Source organism: Vibrio gazogenes (assembly GCF_023920225.1).
GTDB lineage: Bacteria > Pseudomonadota > Gammaproteobacteria > Enterobacterales > Vibrionaceae > Vibrio > Vibrio gazogenes.
Genome location: NZ_CP092587.1, coordinates 1,920,228 through 1,938,791, shown reverse-complemented (window position 1 = coordinate 1,938,791; position 18,564 = coordinate 1,920,228). Strand labels below are relative to the sequence as shown.

The window sequence follows — 18,564 nt, the reverse complement described above, 5'->3', positions numbered from 1 at the left end:
TATTCAAGGCCTCGTCAGAGGCCTTTTTGCTTTTATTCGTATCCTAAGCGGCATGCCCCGCGCCGCGATCAATACCCGTTCAGATTGAACAAAATTCAACCACGAAAGGTCAACAGCCCCTAATGATTTATTTCCTGATTATCCGTCCACTCAGTGATTAACGCTGCACACATTAAAAATGAGAGATGCATTCAATAAAATGCATCTGGTAATGAAAGTGAACTGATAAAGGCTGAACTCAGCAAATTAAATTGAATACAATAGCAAACTGTTGAATAAATCATCATCGCGTGCTTGGCCGGTTTGTTTGTGTATGAATCGGCAGTTGCGACGCAAACTAGAACAAAACATCGACATTCTCAAATCAAACATCAAAGGTTTTCTTCATGGCAACGTTAGGTTTCAGGCTCACGATCAATGGGGTCAATGATGCATCATTGGTCGTTCGTGACTATCAGGGATTTGAATCAGTTTCAGCATCGGTGGGTGCCAGCGGGCATCCGGTTTATGGTTATCGCTATCATATCGAGCTCGCCAGTCGCAACAGTGATTTGACCTTTGAGCAGTTGGTCGATACCACGGCATTGCTTGAAGTTTTCCGCAACGGACAGGTGGTGCAGAAAGTGCATGGCATCATCCGCAATTTTAGCCGTGGCGATACCGGTCATCACCACACTTTTTATTCCCTGACGTTGGTGCCGTCGTTAGAACGGCTTTCACTGCGCCACAACAGCCGGATTTTCCAACAGAAAAGTGTCCCGCAAATTCTCTCGGTGCTGTTGCAGGAAATGAACATCACCGACTATGCCTTTTCCACCAAGCGCGAATGTCCTCCACGTGAATTCTGCGTGCAATACCGAGAAACCGATTTAGAGTTCTTCCACCGACTCGCCGCTGAAGAAGGGCTGATGTACTACTTTGCTCACGAAGCAGACAAACACACGCTGGTGGTGACCGACAATGCAGAAGGCTTTACCCGGCTTGGTGGCACGGTGCCCTATAACGTGCTGTCCGGCGGCGTGTCTGAGACCCCGTATGTGTCGGCGATGACTGCGCGCAAGCAGTCTGAAGTCAGCTCGGTGTGGATGCAGGATTACAGCTTTAAAAAGCCGACCTACAGTTTTAAACAGTCGGTTGAAGCCAGTGATTTAGACTATCAGTTGCCGAATTATGAATATTATGACGCGCCGGGACGTTACAAAGACGATGCCAGCGGCAAGGCGTTCAGCCAAATCCGCCTCGATGCGCTGCGACGTGAAGCACATACTGCCAGCGGCAAAAGTAATCAGGCGATGCTTCAGGCCGGGGTGCGGTTTGACCTCAGCGACCACCTCGATACGGCGATGAATCAGAATTGGTTGCTGGTACAGGTCGCGCATCAAGGCAGTCAGCCTCAGGCGCTGGAAGAATCCGGTGGCAGTGGTGCCACCACGTATGCCAATCAGTTTACCGCCATTCCCGGTGATAACTTATGGCTGTCACCGGTTGTGCATAAGCCGCGGGTCGATGGCACGATGATCGCCACGGTAGTCGGCCCGGCCGGAGAAGAGATCTACTGTGACGAGCATGGCCGCGTCAAGCTGCATTTCCCGTGGGACCGCGAAAGCAACGGCGATGAATTCAGCTCATGCTGGGTGCGGGTGTCACAGCAGTGGGCGGGCAGTCAGTACGGCATGGTGGCCGTGCCGCGCATCGGTCACGAAGTGATTGTTGATTTTCTGGAAGGCGATCCGGATCAACCGCTCATCACCGGACGCGCATTCAATGCCAGCCATGTACCGCCTTACCCTTTACCGGCGAACAAAACCAAAACTGTGCTGCGGACCGAAACCCACCAAGGGGAGGGTTTTAACGAGCTGAGTTTTGAAGATCAGGCCGAAAGCGAACAAGTCTACCTCCATGCGCAGAAAGACACCGAAGCCCTGATTGAAAATGATGCGACCACACTGATCCGTCACGACAGCCATTTAACCGTCGAAAACGATCGTTATGAACACATCAAGATGAACGACCATCTGACTGTAGACGGTGAGCAACGGATCAAAATCACCCAAGATCAGAGCCATGACATCGGTGGTGATTTACAGCAGCAAATCGGCAGCCTGACCGCGGTCGAAACCGGCAGCGCAATTACTCTCAAAAGCGGGGCGAAGATTGTAGCCGAAGCTGGCTCGGGGCTGACCTTATCGGCCGGTGGCAGCTTTATCAGCATCGATAGCGGAAGCGTGAACATGTCCGGTGCTGCGATTAACCTCAACGCCGGCGGCAGCGCCGGCAGTGCGGTCGCTTATGGCGGCAAAGCCGCGTTGTTGCCCGAAGAAATTACCACCAAACCGGACAATCCGGCACCGATTTTGACCCCCGCGCAGATTGCTACCATGAAATCGGCCGCGCCATTCTGTGAAGAGTGTGAAAAATGTAAGGACGGGGTATGTGCGATTTAAACCAGCAACTGACCGCAGATTTAAACTGGTACGTGATCCTCAATGAAACCAGTGACGGCCAGCCACAGCGTTGGTTTTATCTCAACGGCGGCAGTGATGCGCAGGGCATCTGGCTGAGCACGCCGTATGCCGAGTGGCGTGAAGTGATGCCGAACATCGCACAGATTTCTGCGGATCATCCGTTTCTTGACTGGATTACCGATGAATCCTGTGCTGACTGGGGGATTCTGGTCGGCGCTGAGGCCGATTTCGCCACGGTGCAGGCCCATTTTCGCAGCCTGACCCATGTCTGGTTGCCCGCCGGTGAGCATGTGTTCTTCCGCTTCTATGACCCGCGTTTCGCGCTGGATGTGGCGAGCCTGTGTGATGATGAGCAGCGCATCGCCCTGATGGGCCCGACTCAATGCTGGCTGCGTGTCACTGCACAAGAAGCACTCACTCGAGTTGATAACCCCGCGCCGATAAGCCAAACCAATTTTCAGGAACGCGCTTTCCCGTGGTGGACGGTACCGGAGGCAGTGCTGGCGGGGTTGAGCGAAGACCCGAGTGTACTGGTCAACAATCTGCTTCAGGGGTTGAGTGAATATCAACAGGCCTTGTATGACGCCTATCCTGAGCCGGTGTTACGTCAGAAAACCGAACGGTTTGTGGCGCGTTATCAGGGGGAAGAAGACGGTTATCTGGCGGCTTTCATTGAATTAATCGAACAAGAGCAACAACGGCTAGGGATGCTTTGATGAGCGAACAACAAGAATTTTATAATTATATCAATCAGCAGTTGAACAGCTTTCCTGATTTGTTGACTGACTATCGGCAAATGACCAAGAAGTGGTATTTCGAACTCGCAGATAAAGCCACAGAAGCGATGGATCGCCCTTCTCTTTTTGCGATGGATAAACAGCTTAAAGTCAGTGGCGAGAGTACCACGGTCGGCAAAGATGATGATAACTACAAAACCACCGTGCAATGTCCGCTCAGTGGCAAGCTGGAAATCGAAAGTGTGTTCCAGTCGATTTATCATGTGCCGCTCGGGAATATTCAGGCGATTGTCAAAGCCGAAGACGGCAGCGATACGCGGGAAGTGATGCTTGATGCGCAGGGTAAAGCCACTGTCGCTGGCCTGACTCCGGGCAAATACTACGAGGTCTTTATCGACCATCAGCCGACCCCGGCAGAGATGGACTCGCTGTTTTCCCATTATGATACGTTGAGTGATGGCCTGTCGGGTTGGCTGAATCAAAAATGGCAAGGGTATCAGCCGCAGTGGGACAGTTATTTTAACAGCTCGGCCGCGCAGTCGGTCTTAAGCGTGATTGCGAATTTTGCCGATGGGATCTGGCGTGGTTTGAAAGCGCTCTGGAGCGGCATTGAAGAGCTTTATGAGATGCTCAAAGACCCGGTCAAAACACTGAAAGATCTGGGTGAAGGTGTCGCGGATATTATCAATACGATAAAAGAGACGGCCAGCAGTGCACCGGGGATGATGGAAAAGGCCTTGCTGTTCGCCTCGGATGAAGCGGCCATGTATCTGTTTGTGCGCGGCATCATGACTTACATCTCGATGGTGCCGATAACCACGATGCTCAATCAGATCGCCAATTTTGGCGGTCAGGTGATTGTGGATGTGTTACTGGGGCTGCTTGGTGGGTTGATTATCTCTTTTATTGCCACTCCGGCAACCGGCATGGCCTATGCTGTGCTGCGGGCGATGAAAACAGCTGGCCGCAAGATTTTTGAAGCGATTAATTCGCTGGTAGACGTTGTCAAAGAGCTATTTACCTTTGCCAAAAAGCTAATTAACTCGGCCAGCGATACTTTTAAACGTCTGGCAATTAACAAAGGCGGGCAGGGCGTTTACCGCAACGGCAAACTTGAATTTGTCGCGGATAACCGCCGCACCAGTACCCTGCACCATGATAAAGACACACTGCCGGACGACAGCCATGCGCCGACCAATGAATCCGGAAAGCCGATCCAAGACAGTAAAGACACGGTGTGTGACAACGACCCGATATCGATGGCAACCGGTGAAGAGTTATTGTCGCTGACCGACGGCCACCTGATTGGTCTGTTGCCGTTTGAATGGCAACGGCTGTACCGGACCGCTGCGGTTGAAACCCATGTCGGGCTCGGTTATGGCTGGTCGCATTCCCTGTCACACCAACTGACGGTTGTGGGGGATGAGATTATCTGGCGGGACGGCGAAGGGAAACTGACCCGTTTCCCCAGACCGACAGAGCAATTGCCGGCGATTACCAACCGGATGGCGAAATCAGCGGCATTTCTGGGCAGTGATAAACAGCAGATGATTATTGCCAGCGGTGAGCGGTTTTATACCTTTAAAATGCGTGGTGACTCGGGCTTACTGACGTCTATAAAAGACCAATATGACCACTCACTGAGTATCACTTACGACCGTCAGCACCGTCCGGTCCGGATTTCAACGGAGACCAACCTTAGATTTGAGTTGGTGTATACGGATGACCTGATTACCCAAGTCGATTTGTACGCTTATCTGGCTGAGCAGGACGAATGGCAGTTTGTTCAGACGCAGGTCAGTTATGGCTATAACGCGCAGTCGCAGCTCATTTCCGCCACCAATGCCAGTGGGGAGACCGAGCGATACACCTACGATGCCCAACATGTGATTCAGTCACGCGAGCTGGCCGGTGGGGCGGTGTTCCGCTGGGAATGGCAGGGCGAAGGGAAGGATGTTCGGGCGGTGCGCCAGTACAGTAACCTGACGCAGGTCGATACCCGCTATGATTGGGATGAAGAGGCCGGGACGGTGACGCTGACCAACAGCGACGGCTCGCAGCAAGTTTACCAGCATGATGAAAACGCGCGGCTGATTAAAGAAGTGGACGGCAGCGGCGGGGAATACCTCAAGGCCTATGATGACAAAGGGCGGCTGACTAAAGAGACTGATGCGCTCGGTAATGTCACCGAATCGGTGTACAACTATGCCGGTGAGTTGGTGGCTAAAATTGCGCCGAACGGACTGACAACTCATTTTTCATACCGGAACGGCCTGCTGACTGAGGTGCAGCAGGACAAAGCCGTGTGGCGTTACCGGCATGACCGCTGGGGTCATATCACCGAGCAGACTGACCCGCTCGGTCATACCACCACTTACGATTACAACGACCACGGCCTGATTGAGAAAATCACCTATCCGGACGGTGGCATTCACCAACTGACCTGGAATCGCAACGGTCATCTGGTCGATGAGACCACCCCGCAGGGGGAAGTGATTCGTTACCGCTACGATATTCTGGGGCGGTTGCGGCTGCGTCATGACAGTCAGGGCGTGACAGAGCTCTCCTACGACCGCGGCGGGCGGTTGACCAAACAGGTATTGCCGGGCGGGCAGACCCGCTTTTATGAATACAACGCCTATAACAAGGTCACCAAGTTCACCGATGAGCAGGGCAGAGCCACTACCTACGATTATGAGTTCCCGCTGCATCTGGTGACGCAGAAGACCAACCCGGACGGCAGTACGGTGCAGTATCGTTATGACAACCCGTTCCACTTTGTCAGTGCCATTATCAATGAGCGCGGTGAGCGCTATCAGATAGACTACACGCCGACCGGCCATGTCCAGCGGGAAGTGACCTTTGACGGGCGTCAGTTTGTCTATGAATATGACGCGCACACGCAACTGACGGCAAAAACAGAAATCGGCAGTGAAGGCACCGAGCTGACGACCCGTTACGCGTATGACGCACAGGGCAAGCTGATTGAGAAAACCCTGCCGGATGAATCGACAATTCAGTACAGCTATGATTTGCTCGGCAATCTGACCGGTGTGGATGACGGCCGTTGGCCACTGGCGTATGCCTATGATGTGCTGGGCCGGTTGACCACCGAGCATCAGGGCTGGGCAACCACCGGTTATCGTTATGATGCGCTGGGCCACATCACGGCTCAGTTACTGCCGGACGGGCAGCAACTTGACTATGACTTCCAACATGGGCGGCTGCATCAGGTCAATCTGAACGGTCACTGCCTGACACAACACCAATATCAGGTCAGTGGTCTGGAAACCCGCCGGACGCAGGGGGCGCTGAGCAGTCATTTTCAGTATGATGAAACTGGTCGCCTGACCGAGCATCGGGTCAGTCAGGCGCAGCAACAGACGTTGTTCCGCCGTTATCAGTACAACCGCTCGGGGAACTTAACGCAGGTGGAAGATAACCTGCGAGGGTTGACACAATATCACTATGACCCGTTAGACCGTCTGACGCAGGTGCGCGGCAGCCTGAGTGAGAACTTTGCCCACGACCCGGCAGGCAACCTGATACAGAGCCGGCAGAGCAATGTTGAAGGGAACCGGCTGCTGTTTCAGGGGGACCGACACTATCAGTATGATGAATTCGGTAACCTGATACAGGAAGCGCGCGGCACTAACCAGTCGCTGGTCACCCGCTATCAATACGACGGCCAGCACCGCCTGACCAAAGTTGAAAAGCCCGACGGCACTATTGCTGAATACCAATATGATGCTTTCGGCAGAAGAACCCATAAAACGGTCACTGACAAAACCGGTCACCAGACCACCACTGAGTTTTTATGGCAGGGCGACAAGCTGTTGGCCGAATCGGGTGAGCGTCATTATCAGACCTATCTGTACGAGTACGGCAGTTTTAAACCGCTGGCGCTGGTCACTGGTGAAGGGGCGGAGAATGCAACACCGTACTTCTACCACCTTGACCAAATCGGCACCCCGTTGGAAATTACTGATGTAGAAGGCCGTGTTGCCTGGTCGGTGGATTACCACAGTTACGGCAATGTGGCTTATCAGCGCAAGGCCGACATCGTCAGCCCGCTGCGTTTTCAGGGGCAGTATTACGATGAAGAAACGGGTTTACATTACAACCGTCACCGTTACTATAGCCCTGACTCCGGTCGGTTTATCACCCCGGACCCAATCGGCCTCGCGGGTGGTTTAAACAACTACCAGTATGTGGTGAATCCGACGGGATGGGTGGATCCGCTGGGGTTGAGTCAGTGTTTGGGGAGTTGTCCGGGGAGTTCTGTTCCTTTAACACAAGAGAAAATCGATGAAATTCGTTCTATTCCTCATGGTAGTAGACCAGATCCAAGCAAATATTTATCCAAAGATCATATAGAAAGCCATTTGGCTCAGTTTGATAATGGAGCAAGTAGATTTATGACAGAAACGAACTTGCAGAAGTATGGAATTGGTCAAAGAGATGGAACATCCTTTGTTATGACAAACCAAGAAGCCACGAGTTTACTTAATTCAACGAAAGGTAGTGCCAGTGCTATGGAAAAAGCTTTAGGATTACCGAATGGATTCCTTGACGGAAATCAGTTAGTAAGAGTTGATATACCGAAACCTCGTGAGCTTAATTTAAGAATGCCGTCTGGAAATGAAGCGGGAGCTAATAGTCAGTGGATACCAGGGGGGCGTTTGCCTGATGGAAATTTGGAAGCCGTAATTGATGCTACTAATTTGCAACCAGAAAGGTATAAAGTAACAACACTTCACTTCAATATACCAAAGCCAAAATTATGATATTTAAAGATAAAAAAATCAATAAGGAACATAGATTTTCTATTGGTGTAGAAGAGATGAGCGGAAAGTATTTCGTCTCAATACCAGTAAGCAATAGCTATGTTGATTATGAAGAATATTATGAAATCGATGAAAGCCAATTTCAGCTATTTTATCAAAATATGGAACTAGCACTATCTTTCGTTAAACTTTGTCGAGAACGTAAAAAAGATCATCTTCTGCTACAACCACCGGGAGATCTGAGGGGAGAACCAATGTGAGTCCAAGTTAACGGGACACTCTAATCCGATTCCCCCATCCCCAAAAAAAACAGCTGGGCTCACTCAATAGTCCGGTTGTTTTATTTCACTCAATTGAGCTTGTTCTTTATCCATTAGGGTTGTCGGGGATAATTTCCGGCGACGGACGTCCCCGTACTTTTATCACCTTGATCAAATCGGCACCCCGCTGGAAATCACCGATGCAGAAGGCCGTGTTGCCTGGTCGGTGGATTACCACAGCTACGGCAATGTGGCTTACCAGCGCAAGGCCGAAATCGTCAGCCCGCTGCGTTTTCAGGGGCAGTATTACGATGAAGAAACGGGTTTACATTACAACCGCCACCGTTACTATAGCCCTGACTCCGGTCGGTTTATCACCCCGGACCCAATCGGGCTTGCGGGTGGTTTAAACAACTACCAGTATGTAAAAAATCCGACGGGATGGGTTGATCCACTGGGGTTGAATCAGTGTGAGGGGAGTTGTGCTGGGAATCCTTTGACTGCCGCTGAACAGTCGGCTGCTTATCAAAGTTCTGATCCTTACTTCGGAGTAGATAAATTAGAAGACATTTCTATACCGAAAGGAACTCAGCTAGCTCATATAACCTGGAAAGAGCAAGGTGGTATTACGGGTAATTATTTTACTACTCCAAGTGCAGTTGAAGTTAGTCGGGCCAAAGATGGATTAGTTAGTTCAAGGGCACTGAACCAAGGGGTTCAGGTATATGCTGGCGATGGACGAACTGACTATAAAAAATATGTTCAGATGTTTGAAGTGAAAGAAGATATTCCTATGGGAGGTGCGGCATTTGGTCCTACTAAAGCAAATCCACAATTTAATCCGGGCCGTTATAAGACACATGATCAATACTTTATCCTAGATGAACATTTAATAAAGTTGGTGCCTGTTAAAGGTTCTTTAGAGGTCATGAAAGATACTAAAGCACCTGATGTTTCTAATAAATTAGAAAAGTTAAGGAATAAATAATGATCAAAATTGAAACATCTGCTCCAGATGGAATGCCAGATTACTATCATTTACAACCTATAGTTGACTATTTACTGGAACATGGTAACGAATCTTGTAATTCGTTTTTATGGGGCAATAATCGAACAGGATATTTTTGTCATTTAAAGAATGAAATTGATTTTGAACAGCTGTTAAAGGTTTTTGATATTCCCGATACCATTAAAGTTGATACTGATAAACAAACAATAGATTGCTTTAATACATACTCATTAATAAAAGGGAATATGGGGAATTAAATTAACCCAGTTGACACATTCAAACCCTTCCAAAAAACAGCCGGGCTAAAAATAGTTCCGGCTGTTTTCGTTCATATCAACTGATATCTGGGATGTGGCCGACGAGTTACACCTTATATTTCAGATAATTCAAATCGAGCCGCAACCGCGGCTCGAAAACTAAATCAACCAATCAATCATCACACCAATCTCACTCATCCGGATCTTCATGATAGCGCACGTAATGGGTAGTAATCAGATTATTCAGATACAGCAGCACATTGCGCAGTTCTTGACTATTGTGCCGCTGTTCGGCTTCAAATATTTCTTCTAACTGACGCAGGTATTCGCGGGCTTTTTGGGCGAATTGGTGATCGTAAGGGATAGTTTCGTACATAGTAGAACTCCTTGTGGTTGTTGAGATATGAACACCACACGAAATTCCTACGTTTCGGGTGGTGAACTGGAACAAGGTGTAGGAATACCGCTCCACAAGGTTAGCAGCCAGCCGAAGCTGCCTTGCCCAGCCCACCATAATCAGGCGAGCTAAAGCGTAACATAGAAAAATACCAGTATAAACTGACATTTATTATGCCTTGTGGGGAAATGCGGGTTCCTACGCCCGGCACCGGATTTTGCCAGTGCAGAGCGTAGGTTATCTGTTTTTAGGGAAAAGAAAGTATGGAAAAAGTATGAGAATATACCTACCAGTTCACGACAATGAGTAGCATGAAGCACACTTGGGTTAAGTAAAAAGTCTCATAAGCTGATATTCTCTTCTACTGGATAATGTACTTTTGTAACAAATTTGCCACACTTCTGAAAACTGGTACTACAACAGAGTTTCCGAATTGTTTATATGCTGATGTATCTGCACAAACTATTCGAAAATCTATATCAGTTTCGTTTCTGTACTGTTCTGGCTTTTCGAATCCCATCAAGCGAGCACATTCACGAGGTGTAAGGCGACGGGGAGTTCGGTACAATGAATCAAATTCTTCCGCATAACGGCCGAATTTTTCATCGTACACTTTCTCGCCTTCTTTGATTTTGTCCTTAAACTCTTTTTCAGAGCTATCTATATTCGATTTCTGCCAGTGTTGCGCGTATTCTAACGCGGCCTGTTCTCTTTCGTGATTCTTACGAATTGCGAATATTTTATTACGCTCTAGATAATCTGGGGTTATCCCATGCTGATTAATCAGAATTTCTGAACCATCTTTGTAATATCGGGCTGACAATGTGCGAGTAACTGCATTTGTATCTGATGGATCGACTAAACCAAACCCAAAGCCATTACCTTTAGACTGATGTTTTTGTGCATAGTGATAAAGATAGTTCCACAGATTTGGTGTGAGTGTGTATTTACGTTGTTCAGCATTAGTTAACGGGCAAAGGATATCTGCTACGGTATATCGGAATTCCGGTTTTTGAATGTCTTTCAGACTGAGCCTTGCTAGCTCAGGTCTGTTGTCTATAAGATCTTTTCTGATCCCAACAAGTACAATACGTTCACGGTGTTGGGGGGTAAAGTGAACTCCATCTATAATTGTCGGCTCGTTTTTGCGTCTGCGTACAATTTCGATGGCTTCTTCGATATCGTCGCTCTGGTTACTGATATCTGCAACCCAGTATCCAGCATGATCCAACGCGCGGATAATAGTTGCAAAGGTGTTGCCTTTGTCGTGGCTTTTCAAATTTTTTACATTTTCCAGAACGAAATACTTAGGCTGACGAACCAAAAGAACTTGCTCGACATCGAAGAACAGAGTTCCCTGTGTTTCACATTCAAAGCCATGGGTACGGCCGAGAGAGTTTTTCTTCGATACTCCCGCAAGAGAGAAAGGCTGACATGGAAAACCTGCTAACAAAACATCATGCTCGGGGATATGTGAAAGAATACTTTCTCGCTTTTCTTGTGCTGTAGCCTGACTGTTCCCACTTTTTGTTATTTTGGTGATGTCCATGAACGATTTGTTCTTAGTTGGGTTCTCTTCTTCAGAGTCGAGGAAGTAAGACAACTCAGTATCATCCACGTAGTGGTTTGCGAGATAGGTGCGACGAGCATTTGAGTCCCATTCACTAGTGAAAATACACTTCCCGCCTATCTCTTCAAAACCTTTTCTTATTCCGCCAATACCAGCGAATAGATCGATAAATTTGAAAGTTGGGTTATCCCAGTGCTCCGGTTTGAGTGGTAGCAGTGCTTCTCTGATATATTCTATCGCTCGTTTGTTAAAAATAATCGGGGTATGTTCAGGATGTGCTTTCCATTTGTTCAGTTTTTCTCTGGTTACTGATGCAATATCTCCACCCATAAGTTTGAACTTGGAAGCAAGATTTTTCTGATCATATATCTCAACGAGTAGTTTAAGTAGTTTATTGCTTTCTTTGATGTTTTTTTCAATACGCAGTTGATCTTCAAGATCACCTTTTAGTATTTCGTTGTAAAGCATATTTGTTTTTCTCTGGGAATTTTGGTGCGTATTTTATCACACAATATTCCCATATAATAGATTTGTATTGTATGAATATACAGTTTATATGTTTCTCAAATCTAATTTGCGTAGTGAGTCGTACAGACGATAGAGATCTTTCCATTTTACTCGGAATTGATTTCGTTTTTTGGGCTTCCATTTACCATCTTTAAACTTCATGTTGATTCCCGGGTCGTAGTAGATTGCACAGGAATGCAACCCTCTCAAAAAGTGTTCCAGACTTGTTCCCTGCCCTAAAGTTATATCGGGGCCATAATGATAAGTTGGAAACTCGTTATCTTTGCAAGCCTTATAGGTAATATAACAAGTGTTGGAATGTTTCCTTTTCCAGTGTTCTATTACTTTATCGAACCTCCATCCGGCAGCAAGATTACCATCCCGATCTCTTAGCATCAGACCACCTTCCGGATCGATTATCTGGCCGGATTTTGGGTCGTATCCTTCCATTCTCATAGTCAGTGTTGTCTTTCTGTTTTCTTTATTCACTTCGTGGCGACTTGCAAAGTCCAAGCGTTCGGGTTGATTATTGGTTGCGTATTGATCCAGAAATACTTTCAGTCCGCCGTCAATATAACTCCCGGTATTAGGCTCCGGTGTCATGAGTGTAACAACTGAACCTGAGTGTGATTTGAGTTCCCAATCCATGAAATCTGGGTCGGCACACCCATTCGGGGTTATCCCGAATTGAGCTTCCAGCGTATATCCGGCTCCGTTCTGTGCCTTGTAGGGAATTTTTGTTCCATCCGCTTTCAGTCGACATGATTCGATGGGGCCTGTTTCGTAAACTTGTCTCAGTTTTTCCAATAGTTTCTCTTCACTGGTTTTTCCGACTTTTGGCTGTTCGTAAAAAACAGAAGCTACTATTGTTGCCTTTTCATTAATAACCAACACACACAACTCTTCTGCAAGAGTATCCTGCCAAGATGTGCAGTATGCCCACACTGTATCTTTGTTTACTCCAAGGATCAGATAACGATGTGTCTTCAAGCGTGCTTCCCGTTCTTCCCTAGTCGGTGGCTGCATTAAGTGTCGTGGTGTGATTGTAAGCTTTCGGTTTGTGTCCGACAGAAAACCAGACATCCGTATTTCAGGGTATTTGGGATAGAGTATGATCTGGCTGTTAGGAGCATGATCAGTATTTCCATTTTCATCTATCCAATAAAAATTCAGAGGAGCTTTGAATATTGGACCTTTTTTACTGGTTCCACTTGCATATATGTCGCCAGATGGAATAACCCGGATTACGTCGAAATCAGCCCCGAGATAAATCTGTTGTTTTGTGTTGTCATTGTTTGCGAGAGGTTTAAAAATAATTCGAGTTGCACCTAGGTTGCGCATATGGTCTGAAATACTACTGAAAGTTGCCATCTATACCTCTATAAAGCGAAATTTCTCATTTTTCACACTATACACATCTCAAAAACATTATTTAATACTCAAACAAGAACTCGTTTTATAATAAAGCCTCTACTAGTTATTTATATTTATCCTATCAAAATGTAGAACCCCACTGCCGGACGACAGCCATGCAGCGACCAATGAATCCGGAAAGCCGACCCAAGATAGTAAAGATACGGTGTGTGACAAAGACCCGATATCGATGGCAACCGGCGAAGAGTTACTGTCGCTGACCGACGGCCACCTGATTGGTCTGTTGCCGTTTGAATGGCAACGGCTGTACAGGACCGCTGCGGTTGAAACCCATGTCGGGCTCGGTTATGGCTGGTCGCATTCCCTGTCACACCAACTGACGGTTGCGGGGGATGAGATTATCTGGCGGGACGGCGAAGGGAAACTGACCCGTTTCCCCAGACCGACAGAGCAATTGTCGGCGATTACCAACCGGATGGCGAAATCAGCGGCATTTCTGGGTAGTGATAAACAGCAGATGATTATTGCCAGCGGTGAGCGGTTTTATACCTTTAAAATGCGTGGTGACTCGGGCTTACTGACGTCTATCAAAGACCAATATGACCATTCACTGAGCATCACTTACGACCGTCAGCACCGTCCGATACGGATTTCAACCGAGACCAACCTTAGATTTGAGTTGGTGTATACGGATGACCTGATTACCCAAGTGGATTTGTACGCTTATCTGGCTGAGCAGGACGAATGGCAATTTGTTCAGACGCAGGTCAGTTATGGCTATAACGCGCAGTCGCAGCTCATCTCCGCCACCAATGCCAGTGGGGAGACCGAGCGATACACCTACGATACCCAACATGTGATTCAGTCACGCGAGCTGGCCGGTGGTGCGGTGTTCCGCTGGGAATGGCAGGGCGAAGGGAAGGATGTTCGGGCGGTGCGCCAGTACAGTAACCTGACGCAAGTCGATACCCGCTATGACTGGGATGAAGAGGCCGGGACGGTGACGCTGACCAACAGCGACGGCTCGCAGCAAGTTTACCAGCATGATGAAAACGCGCGGCTGATTAAAGAAGTGGACGGCAGCGGCGGGGAGTACCTCAAGGCCTATGATGACAAAGGGCGGCTGACTAAAGAGACTGATGCGCTCGGTAATGTCACCGAATCGGTGTACAACGATGCCGGTGAGTTGGTGGCTAAAATTGCGCCGAACGGACTGACAACCCATTTTTCATACCGGAACGGCCTGCTGACTCAGGTGCAGCAGGACAAAGCCGTGTGGCGTTACCGACATGACCGCTGGGGTCATATCACCGAGCAGACCGACCCGCTCGGTCATACCACCGTTTATGATTACAACGACCACGGCCTGATTGAGAAAATCACCTATCCGGATGGTGGCATTCACCAACTGACCTGGAATCGCAACGGTCATCTGGTCGATGAGACCACCCCGCAGGGGGAAGTGATTCGTTACCGCTACGATATTCTGGGGCGGTTGCGGCTGCGTCATGACAGTCAGGGCGTGACAGAGCTCTCCTATGACCGCAGCGGCCGGTTAACCAAACAGGTGTTGCCGGGCGGTCAGACCCGCTTTTATGAATACAACGCCTATAACAAGGTCACCAAGTTCACCGATGAGCAGGGCAGAGCCACCACCTACGATTATGAGTTCCCGCTGCATCTGGTGACGCAGAAGACCAACCCGGACGGCAGTACGGTGCAGTATCGCTATGACAACCCGTTCCACTTTGTCAGTGCCATTATCAATGAGCGCGGTGAGCGCTATCAGATAGACTACACGCCGACCGGCCATGTCCAGCGGGAAGTGACCTTTGACGGGCGGCAGTTTGTCTATGAATATGACGCGCACACCCAACTGACGGCAAAAACGGAAATCGGCAGTGAAGGCACCGAGCTGATGACCCGTTACGCGTATGACGCACAGGGCAAGCTGATTGGGAAAACCCTGCCGGATGAATCGACAATTCAGTACAGTTATGACTTACTCGGCAATCTGACCGGTGTGGATGACGGCCGCTGGCCACTGGCGTATGCCTATGATGTGCTGGGCCGATTGACTACCGAGCATCAGGGGTGGGCAACCACCGGTTATCGTTATGATGCGCTGGGCCACATCACGGCTCAGTTACTGCCGGACGGGCAGCAGCTTGACTATGACTTCCAACATGGGCGGCTGCATCAGGTCAATCTGAACGGTCACTGCCTGACACAACACCAATATCAGGTCAGTGGTCTGGAAACCCGCCGGACGCAGGGGGCGCTGAGCAGTCATTTTCAGTATGATGAAACCGGTCGCCTGACCGAGCATCGGGTCAGTCAGGCTCAGCAACAAACGTTGTTCCGCCGTTATCAGTACAACCGCTCGGGGAACTTAACGCAGGTGGAAGATAACCTGCGAGGGTTGACACAATATCACTATGACCCGTTAGACCGCCTGACGCAGGTGCGCGGCAGCCTGAGTGAGAACTTTGCCCACGACCCGGCAGGCAACCTGATACAGAGCCGGCAGAGCAATGTTGAAGGGAACCGGCTGCTGTTTCAGGGGGACCGACACTATCAGTATGATGAGTTTGGTAATCTGATACAGGAAGCGCGCGGCACCAATCAGTCCCTCATCACTCGCTATCAATACGACGGCCAGCACCGCCTGACTCACGTTGAAAAGCCCGACGGCACCCTTGCGGAATACCAATACGATGCCTTCGGCAGAAGAACCCATAAAACGGTCACTGACAAAACCGGTCACCAGACCACCACTGAGTTTTTATGGCAGGGTGACAAGCTGTTGGCCGAATCGGGTGAGCGTCATTATCAGACTTATCTGTACGAATACGGCAGCTTTAAACCGCTGGCGCTGGTCACTGGTGAAGGGGCGGATAACGCGACACCGTACTTCTATCACCTTGACCAAATCGGCACCCCGTTGGAAATCACCGATGTAGAAGGCCGTGTTGCCTGGTCGGTGGATTACCACAGCTACGGCAATGTGGCTTACCAGCGCAAGGCCGACATCGTCAGCCCGCTGCGTTTTCAGGGGCAGTATTACGATGAAGAAACGGGTTTACATTACAACCGTCATCGTTACTATAGCCCTGACTCCGGTCGGTTTATCACCCCGGACCCAATCGGCCTCGCGGGTGGTTTAAACAACTACCAGTATGTGGTGAATCCGACGGGATGGGTGGATCCGCTGGGGTTGAGTCAGTGTTTGGGGAGTTGTGCTGGGGCTATACGGCGAGCATTTCTTAATAACAAGTGGGGATACCTTACTAGTAGTGAGCGGTCTGCTCTTTTACAACAAAAAGTGGAATTAAATGCAGAACGTTGGGTTAGAGAGTACGAAGTAAACTTGGGGCAACGTTATCCTGGGCTAAATCCTCACTTTGTAGATAAGCATGGACCTGATATTCCATTAAGCCCCAATTTGGCTAGTAGAGCAATTGATGGATCTCATCCTAGAACAGGAGCTCCGGGACGATTCCCTCAACCTAGTTCACAATTTAAAGATTGGCAGACTCAGCGAAATATCATTAATGAAGCGATAACGCGAGAGGCGAGAGGGCTACCCAAATATAATGGATTTGATAGTCAGGGTAATCCGGTTGTAACAGGGACATATCATGAGACTGTAGGTCGGGGATTTACTAAAAACCGTCAAAATCTAAGCCAGCCTCATTTTAATCCAAATTATACAAAATGGACTATCCGGTTTGATGCAGGAACGGGACAACCTTTTACTGGATATCCAACACCATGAGTATTTAAATATGAGCTTAAAATTTCCCGATAGTGATATTGAATTTGTTGTTACTCCTGCTTATTTTCTTGGCGATTTTGATGTTTATGATCGTGAAGAAACATTAGGTGAATACTTGAGTCAATTTGATCCTAATGATTTTGACCAGCTTAGCTATTTACTTGATGAAAAATTCTTTAATGGAGGAAGGCTGTCTAAATTTTCATTAGAGCATAAATATGAACTTCTTAAAATGTTAGCGCAAGCTCTGAGTGACTCAAGTTATGACTTTGATTCTGTGATTTATGAGAGAGATGACTATTTTTGTCTGCCATATTCATGGGTAATCAATAATCCTCGACTTTTTTTTGAAATTATATATTTAAAAATGTATAAGCATTGGGGGAGTGATCTGATTACTAATGGATTTGACGTTATTAAACCTAAAAAATTTACAATTTAGGTGTGAATATTATATTTAGCGAACCTTACAATTCGGTCGGTTTATCACCCCGGACCCAATCGGCCTCGCGGGCGGTTTAAACAACTACCAGTATGTAAAAAATCCGACGGGGTGGGTGGAACCACTGGGGTTGAATCAGTGTGTGGGGGATTGTCCTCCGGGCAAATCTCCAAAATATACTGATAACTCCAGCAAATTAGGTGAAATAGAAGGTGAATATTCAGCGATAAACCCTGGGCCTTTAGACGATGGGATTGCCGGTACATTTTCAGGCGGGCGCTACAAAGTCGTTTCATTGAAAGAAGATACAATACTTTATCGTGCTGGTACTGAGAGTAATCCATATGGACAATTCTTTAGTGTTGAGCCACCAATTAGCGAGATCCAAACACGAATAGACAAGGCTGTATTACCTGTGTGGCCCGGCGGAGGAAAATCCCCAATAGATACTGTATTTGAATTAAAAATACCAGCGGGTACGAAAGTTTATGTGGGTGAAGTAGGCTCACAGAGTAAAGCATTCATTGGTGGAACAGAACAAATTGTTGTTTTGCAGCCATGGGCTTTAGAAGGCGTTGAAGTTATGGGTTCAAAAGCACTGAAGTAAGTTATGGATATTTAAATGAAAAATATTAGTTCTATTGTTTCAGAAATGATCGAATTGCTAGAAACTTATGGATACTTTGATTGGGCAAAAGCATTGAAATCGAATGTATCATATATGAGTGATTCACCTACAGAAGCGAAAAGCAGAATTGTTTCGATGTACGGGGGAATGGGATCATTAAATGATATCGTTTTGCATCAGAATGGTGTTCCGAATTTAAAAGATAATTTACGATTCAGTGAACTTCGTAGTGAACTTTATAACATTTGTATCAAGTAAATTAACAGGAACAGCCCCCTCAAACAGACAGCTGGGCTCAAAATAGTCCCGGCTGTTTTACTACCCCTGACCCAATCGGCCTCGCGGGTGGTTTA

The 18,564-nt window shown here is 48.0% G+C and carries 13 protein-coding genes; 10 read left to right on the top strand and 3 right to left on the bottom strand.

The window, feature by feature from the left end:
- The first annotated feature begins 386 nt into the window (after positions 1 to 386).
- From MKS89_RS08650 to MKS89_RS08625, 6 genes are all read left to right on the top strand, one after another.
- Positions 387 to 2,444 carry a type VI secretion system Vgr family protein gene (locus tag MKS89_RS08650; RefSeq protein ID WP_072961435.1) on the top strand — a complete coding sequence of 686 codons (2,058 nt, stop codon included), beginning with the start codon at positions 387 to 389 and terminating at the stop codon, positions 2,442 to 2,444.
- Complete coding sequence (locus MKS89_RS08645) at positions 2,432 to 3,181, top strand: DUF4123 domain-containing protein (RefSeq protein WP_072961433.1); 750 nt, start codon at positions 2,432 to 2,434, stop codon at positions 3,179 to 3,181. The genes MKS89_RS08650 and MKS89_RS08645 overlap by 13 nt, the downstream gene beginning before the upstream one ends.
- On the top strand, positions 3,181 to 7,989 hold the full coding sequence (locus MKS89_RS08640; protein ID WP_077316211.1) for an RHS repeat-associated core domain-containing protein: 4,809 nt from the start codon (positions 3,181 to 3,183) through the stop codon (positions 7,987 to 7,989). Before MKS89_RS08645 ends, MKS89_RS08640 begins: the two co-directional genes overlap by 1 nt.
- A complete protein-coding gene (locus tag MKS89_RS08635; protein ID WP_072961431.1) occupies positions 7,986 to 8,249 on the top strand; it encodes a hypothetical protein in 264 nt (87 codons plus the stop codon). Before MKS89_RS08640 ends, MKS89_RS08635 begins: the two co-directional genes overlap by 4 nt.
- Positions 8,250 to 8,361: 112 nt before the next feature.
- Positions 8,362 to 9,237 carry an RHS repeat domain-containing protein gene (locus MKS89_RS08630; RefSeq protein ID WP_077316210.1) on the top strand — a complete coding sequence of 292 codons (876 nt, stop codon included), beginning with the start codon at positions 8,362 to 8,364 and terminating at the stop codon, positions 9,235 to 9,237.
- A complete protein-coding gene (locus MKS89_RS08625; RefSeq protein ID WP_072961428.1) occupies positions 9,237 to 9,515 on the top strand; it encodes a hypothetical protein in 279 nt (92 codons plus the stop codon). The genes MKS89_RS08630 and MKS89_RS08625 overlap by 1 nt, the downstream gene beginning before the upstream one ends.
- A gap of 190 nt (positions 9,516 to 9,705) precedes the next feature.
- Here the strand turns inward: MKS89_RS08625 and MKS89_RS08620 are convergent, their stop codons facing one another.
- The 3 genes from MKS89_RS08620 to MKS89_RS08610 form a co-directional block, all read right to left on the bottom strand.
- Positions 9,706 to 9,891, bottom strand: coding sequence for a hypothetical protein (locus MKS89_RS08620; RefSeq protein ID WP_072961425.1), 186 nt, complete (start codon positions 9,889 to 9,891; stop codon positions 9,706 to 9,708).
- 382 nt (positions 9,892 to 10,273) lie between these two features.
- On the bottom strand, positions 10,274 to 11,950 hold the full coding sequence (dcm, locus tag MKS89_RS08615; protein WP_072961423.1) for a DNA (cytosine-5-)-methyltransferase: 1,677 nt from the start codon (positions 11,948 to 11,950) through the stop codon (positions 10,274 to 10,276).
- An 84-nt stretch (positions 11,951 to 12,034) separates the two neighbouring features.
- Positions 12,035 to 13,360, bottom strand: coding sequence for an MvaI/BcnI family restriction endonuclease (locus MKS89_RS08610; RefSeq protein ID WP_072961420.1), 1,326 nt, complete (start codon positions 13,358 to 13,360; stop codon positions 12,035 to 12,037).
- A gap of 208 nt (positions 13,361 to 13,568) precedes the next feature.
- On the opposite strand from MKS89_RS08610, the gene MKS89_RS08605 reads away from it, so the two are divergent.
- The 4 genes from MKS89_RS08605 to MKS89_RS08590 all read left to right on the top strand — a co-directional run bounded on the left by MKS89_RS08605 (position 13,569) and on the right by MKS89_RS08590 (position 18,469).
- A complete protein-coding gene (locus MKS89_RS08605; RefSeq protein ID WP_139342895.1) occupies positions 13,569 to 17,141 on the top strand; it encodes an RHS repeat-associated core domain-containing protein in 3,573 nt (1,190 codons plus the stop codon).
- Between the two features lie 10 nt (positions 17,142 to 17,151).
- Positions 17,152 to 17,583 carry a hypothetical protein gene (locus MKS89_RS08600; RefSeq protein WP_072961418.1) on the top strand — a complete coding sequence of 144 codons (432 nt, stop codon included), beginning with the start codon at positions 17,152 to 17,154 and terminating at the stop codon, positions 17,581 to 17,583.
- Positions 17,584 to 17,698: 115 nt separating this feature from the next.
- Positions 17,699 to 18,190, top strand: a complete 492-nt coding sequence (locus MKS89_RS08595; RefSeq protein WP_072961416.1) for a hypothetical protein — start codon at positions 17,699 to 17,701, stop codon at positions 18,188 to 18,190.
- A gap of 15 nt (positions 18,191 to 18,205) precedes the next feature.
- Complete coding sequence (locus MKS89_RS08590) at positions 18,206 to 18,469, top strand: DUF6966 domain-containing protein (protein ID WP_072961413.1); 264 nt, start codon at positions 18,206 to 18,208, stop codon at positions 18,467 to 18,469.
- Positions 18,470 to 18,564: the final 95 nt, after the last annotated feature.

What these genes read in the sequence shown, in the direction of transcription:
- MKS89_RS08650 (WP_072961435.1), top strand. Translation starts at nt 387, where the DNA reads ATGGCAACGTTAGGTTTCAGGCTCACGATCAATGGGGTCAATGATGCA.
- MKS89_RS08645 (WP_072961433.1), top strand. Translation starts at nt 2,432, where the DNA reads ATGTGCGATTTAAACCAGCAACTGACCGCAGATTTAAACTGGTACGTG.
- MKS89_RS08640 (WP_077316211.1), top strand. Translation starts at nt 3,181, where the DNA reads ATGAGCGAACAACAAGAATTTTATAATTATATCAATCAGCAGTTGAAC.
- MKS89_RS08635 (WP_072961431.1), top strand. Translation starts at nt 7,986, where the DNA reads ATGATATTTAAAGATAAAAAAATCAATAAGGAACATAGATTTTCTATT.
- MKS89_RS08625 (WP_072961428.1), top strand. Translation starts at nt 9,237, where the DNA reads ATGATCAAAATTGAAACATCTGCTCCAGATGGAATGCCAGATTACTAT.
- MKS89_RS08620 (WP_072961425.1), bottom strand. Translation starts at nt 9,891, where the DNA reads ATGTACGAAACTATCCCTTACGATCACCAATTCGCCCAAAAAGCCCGC.
- dcm (WP_072961423.1), bottom strand. Translation starts at nt 11,950, where the DNA reads ATGCTTTACAACGAAATACTAAAAGGTGATCTTGAAGATCAACTGCGT.
- MKS89_RS08610 (WP_072961420.1), bottom strand. Translation starts at nt 13,360, where the DNA reads ATGGCAACTTTCAGTAGTATTTCAGACCATATGCGCAACCTAGGTGCA.
- MKS89_RS08600 (WP_072961418.1), top strand. Translation starts at nt 17,152, where the DNA reads ATGAGCTTAAAATTTCCCGATAGTGATATTGAATTTGTTGTTACTCCT.
- MKS89_RS08590 (WP_072961413.1), top strand. Translation starts at nt 18,206, where the DNA reads ATGAAAAATATTAGTTCTATTGTTTCAGAAATGATCGAATTGCTAGAA.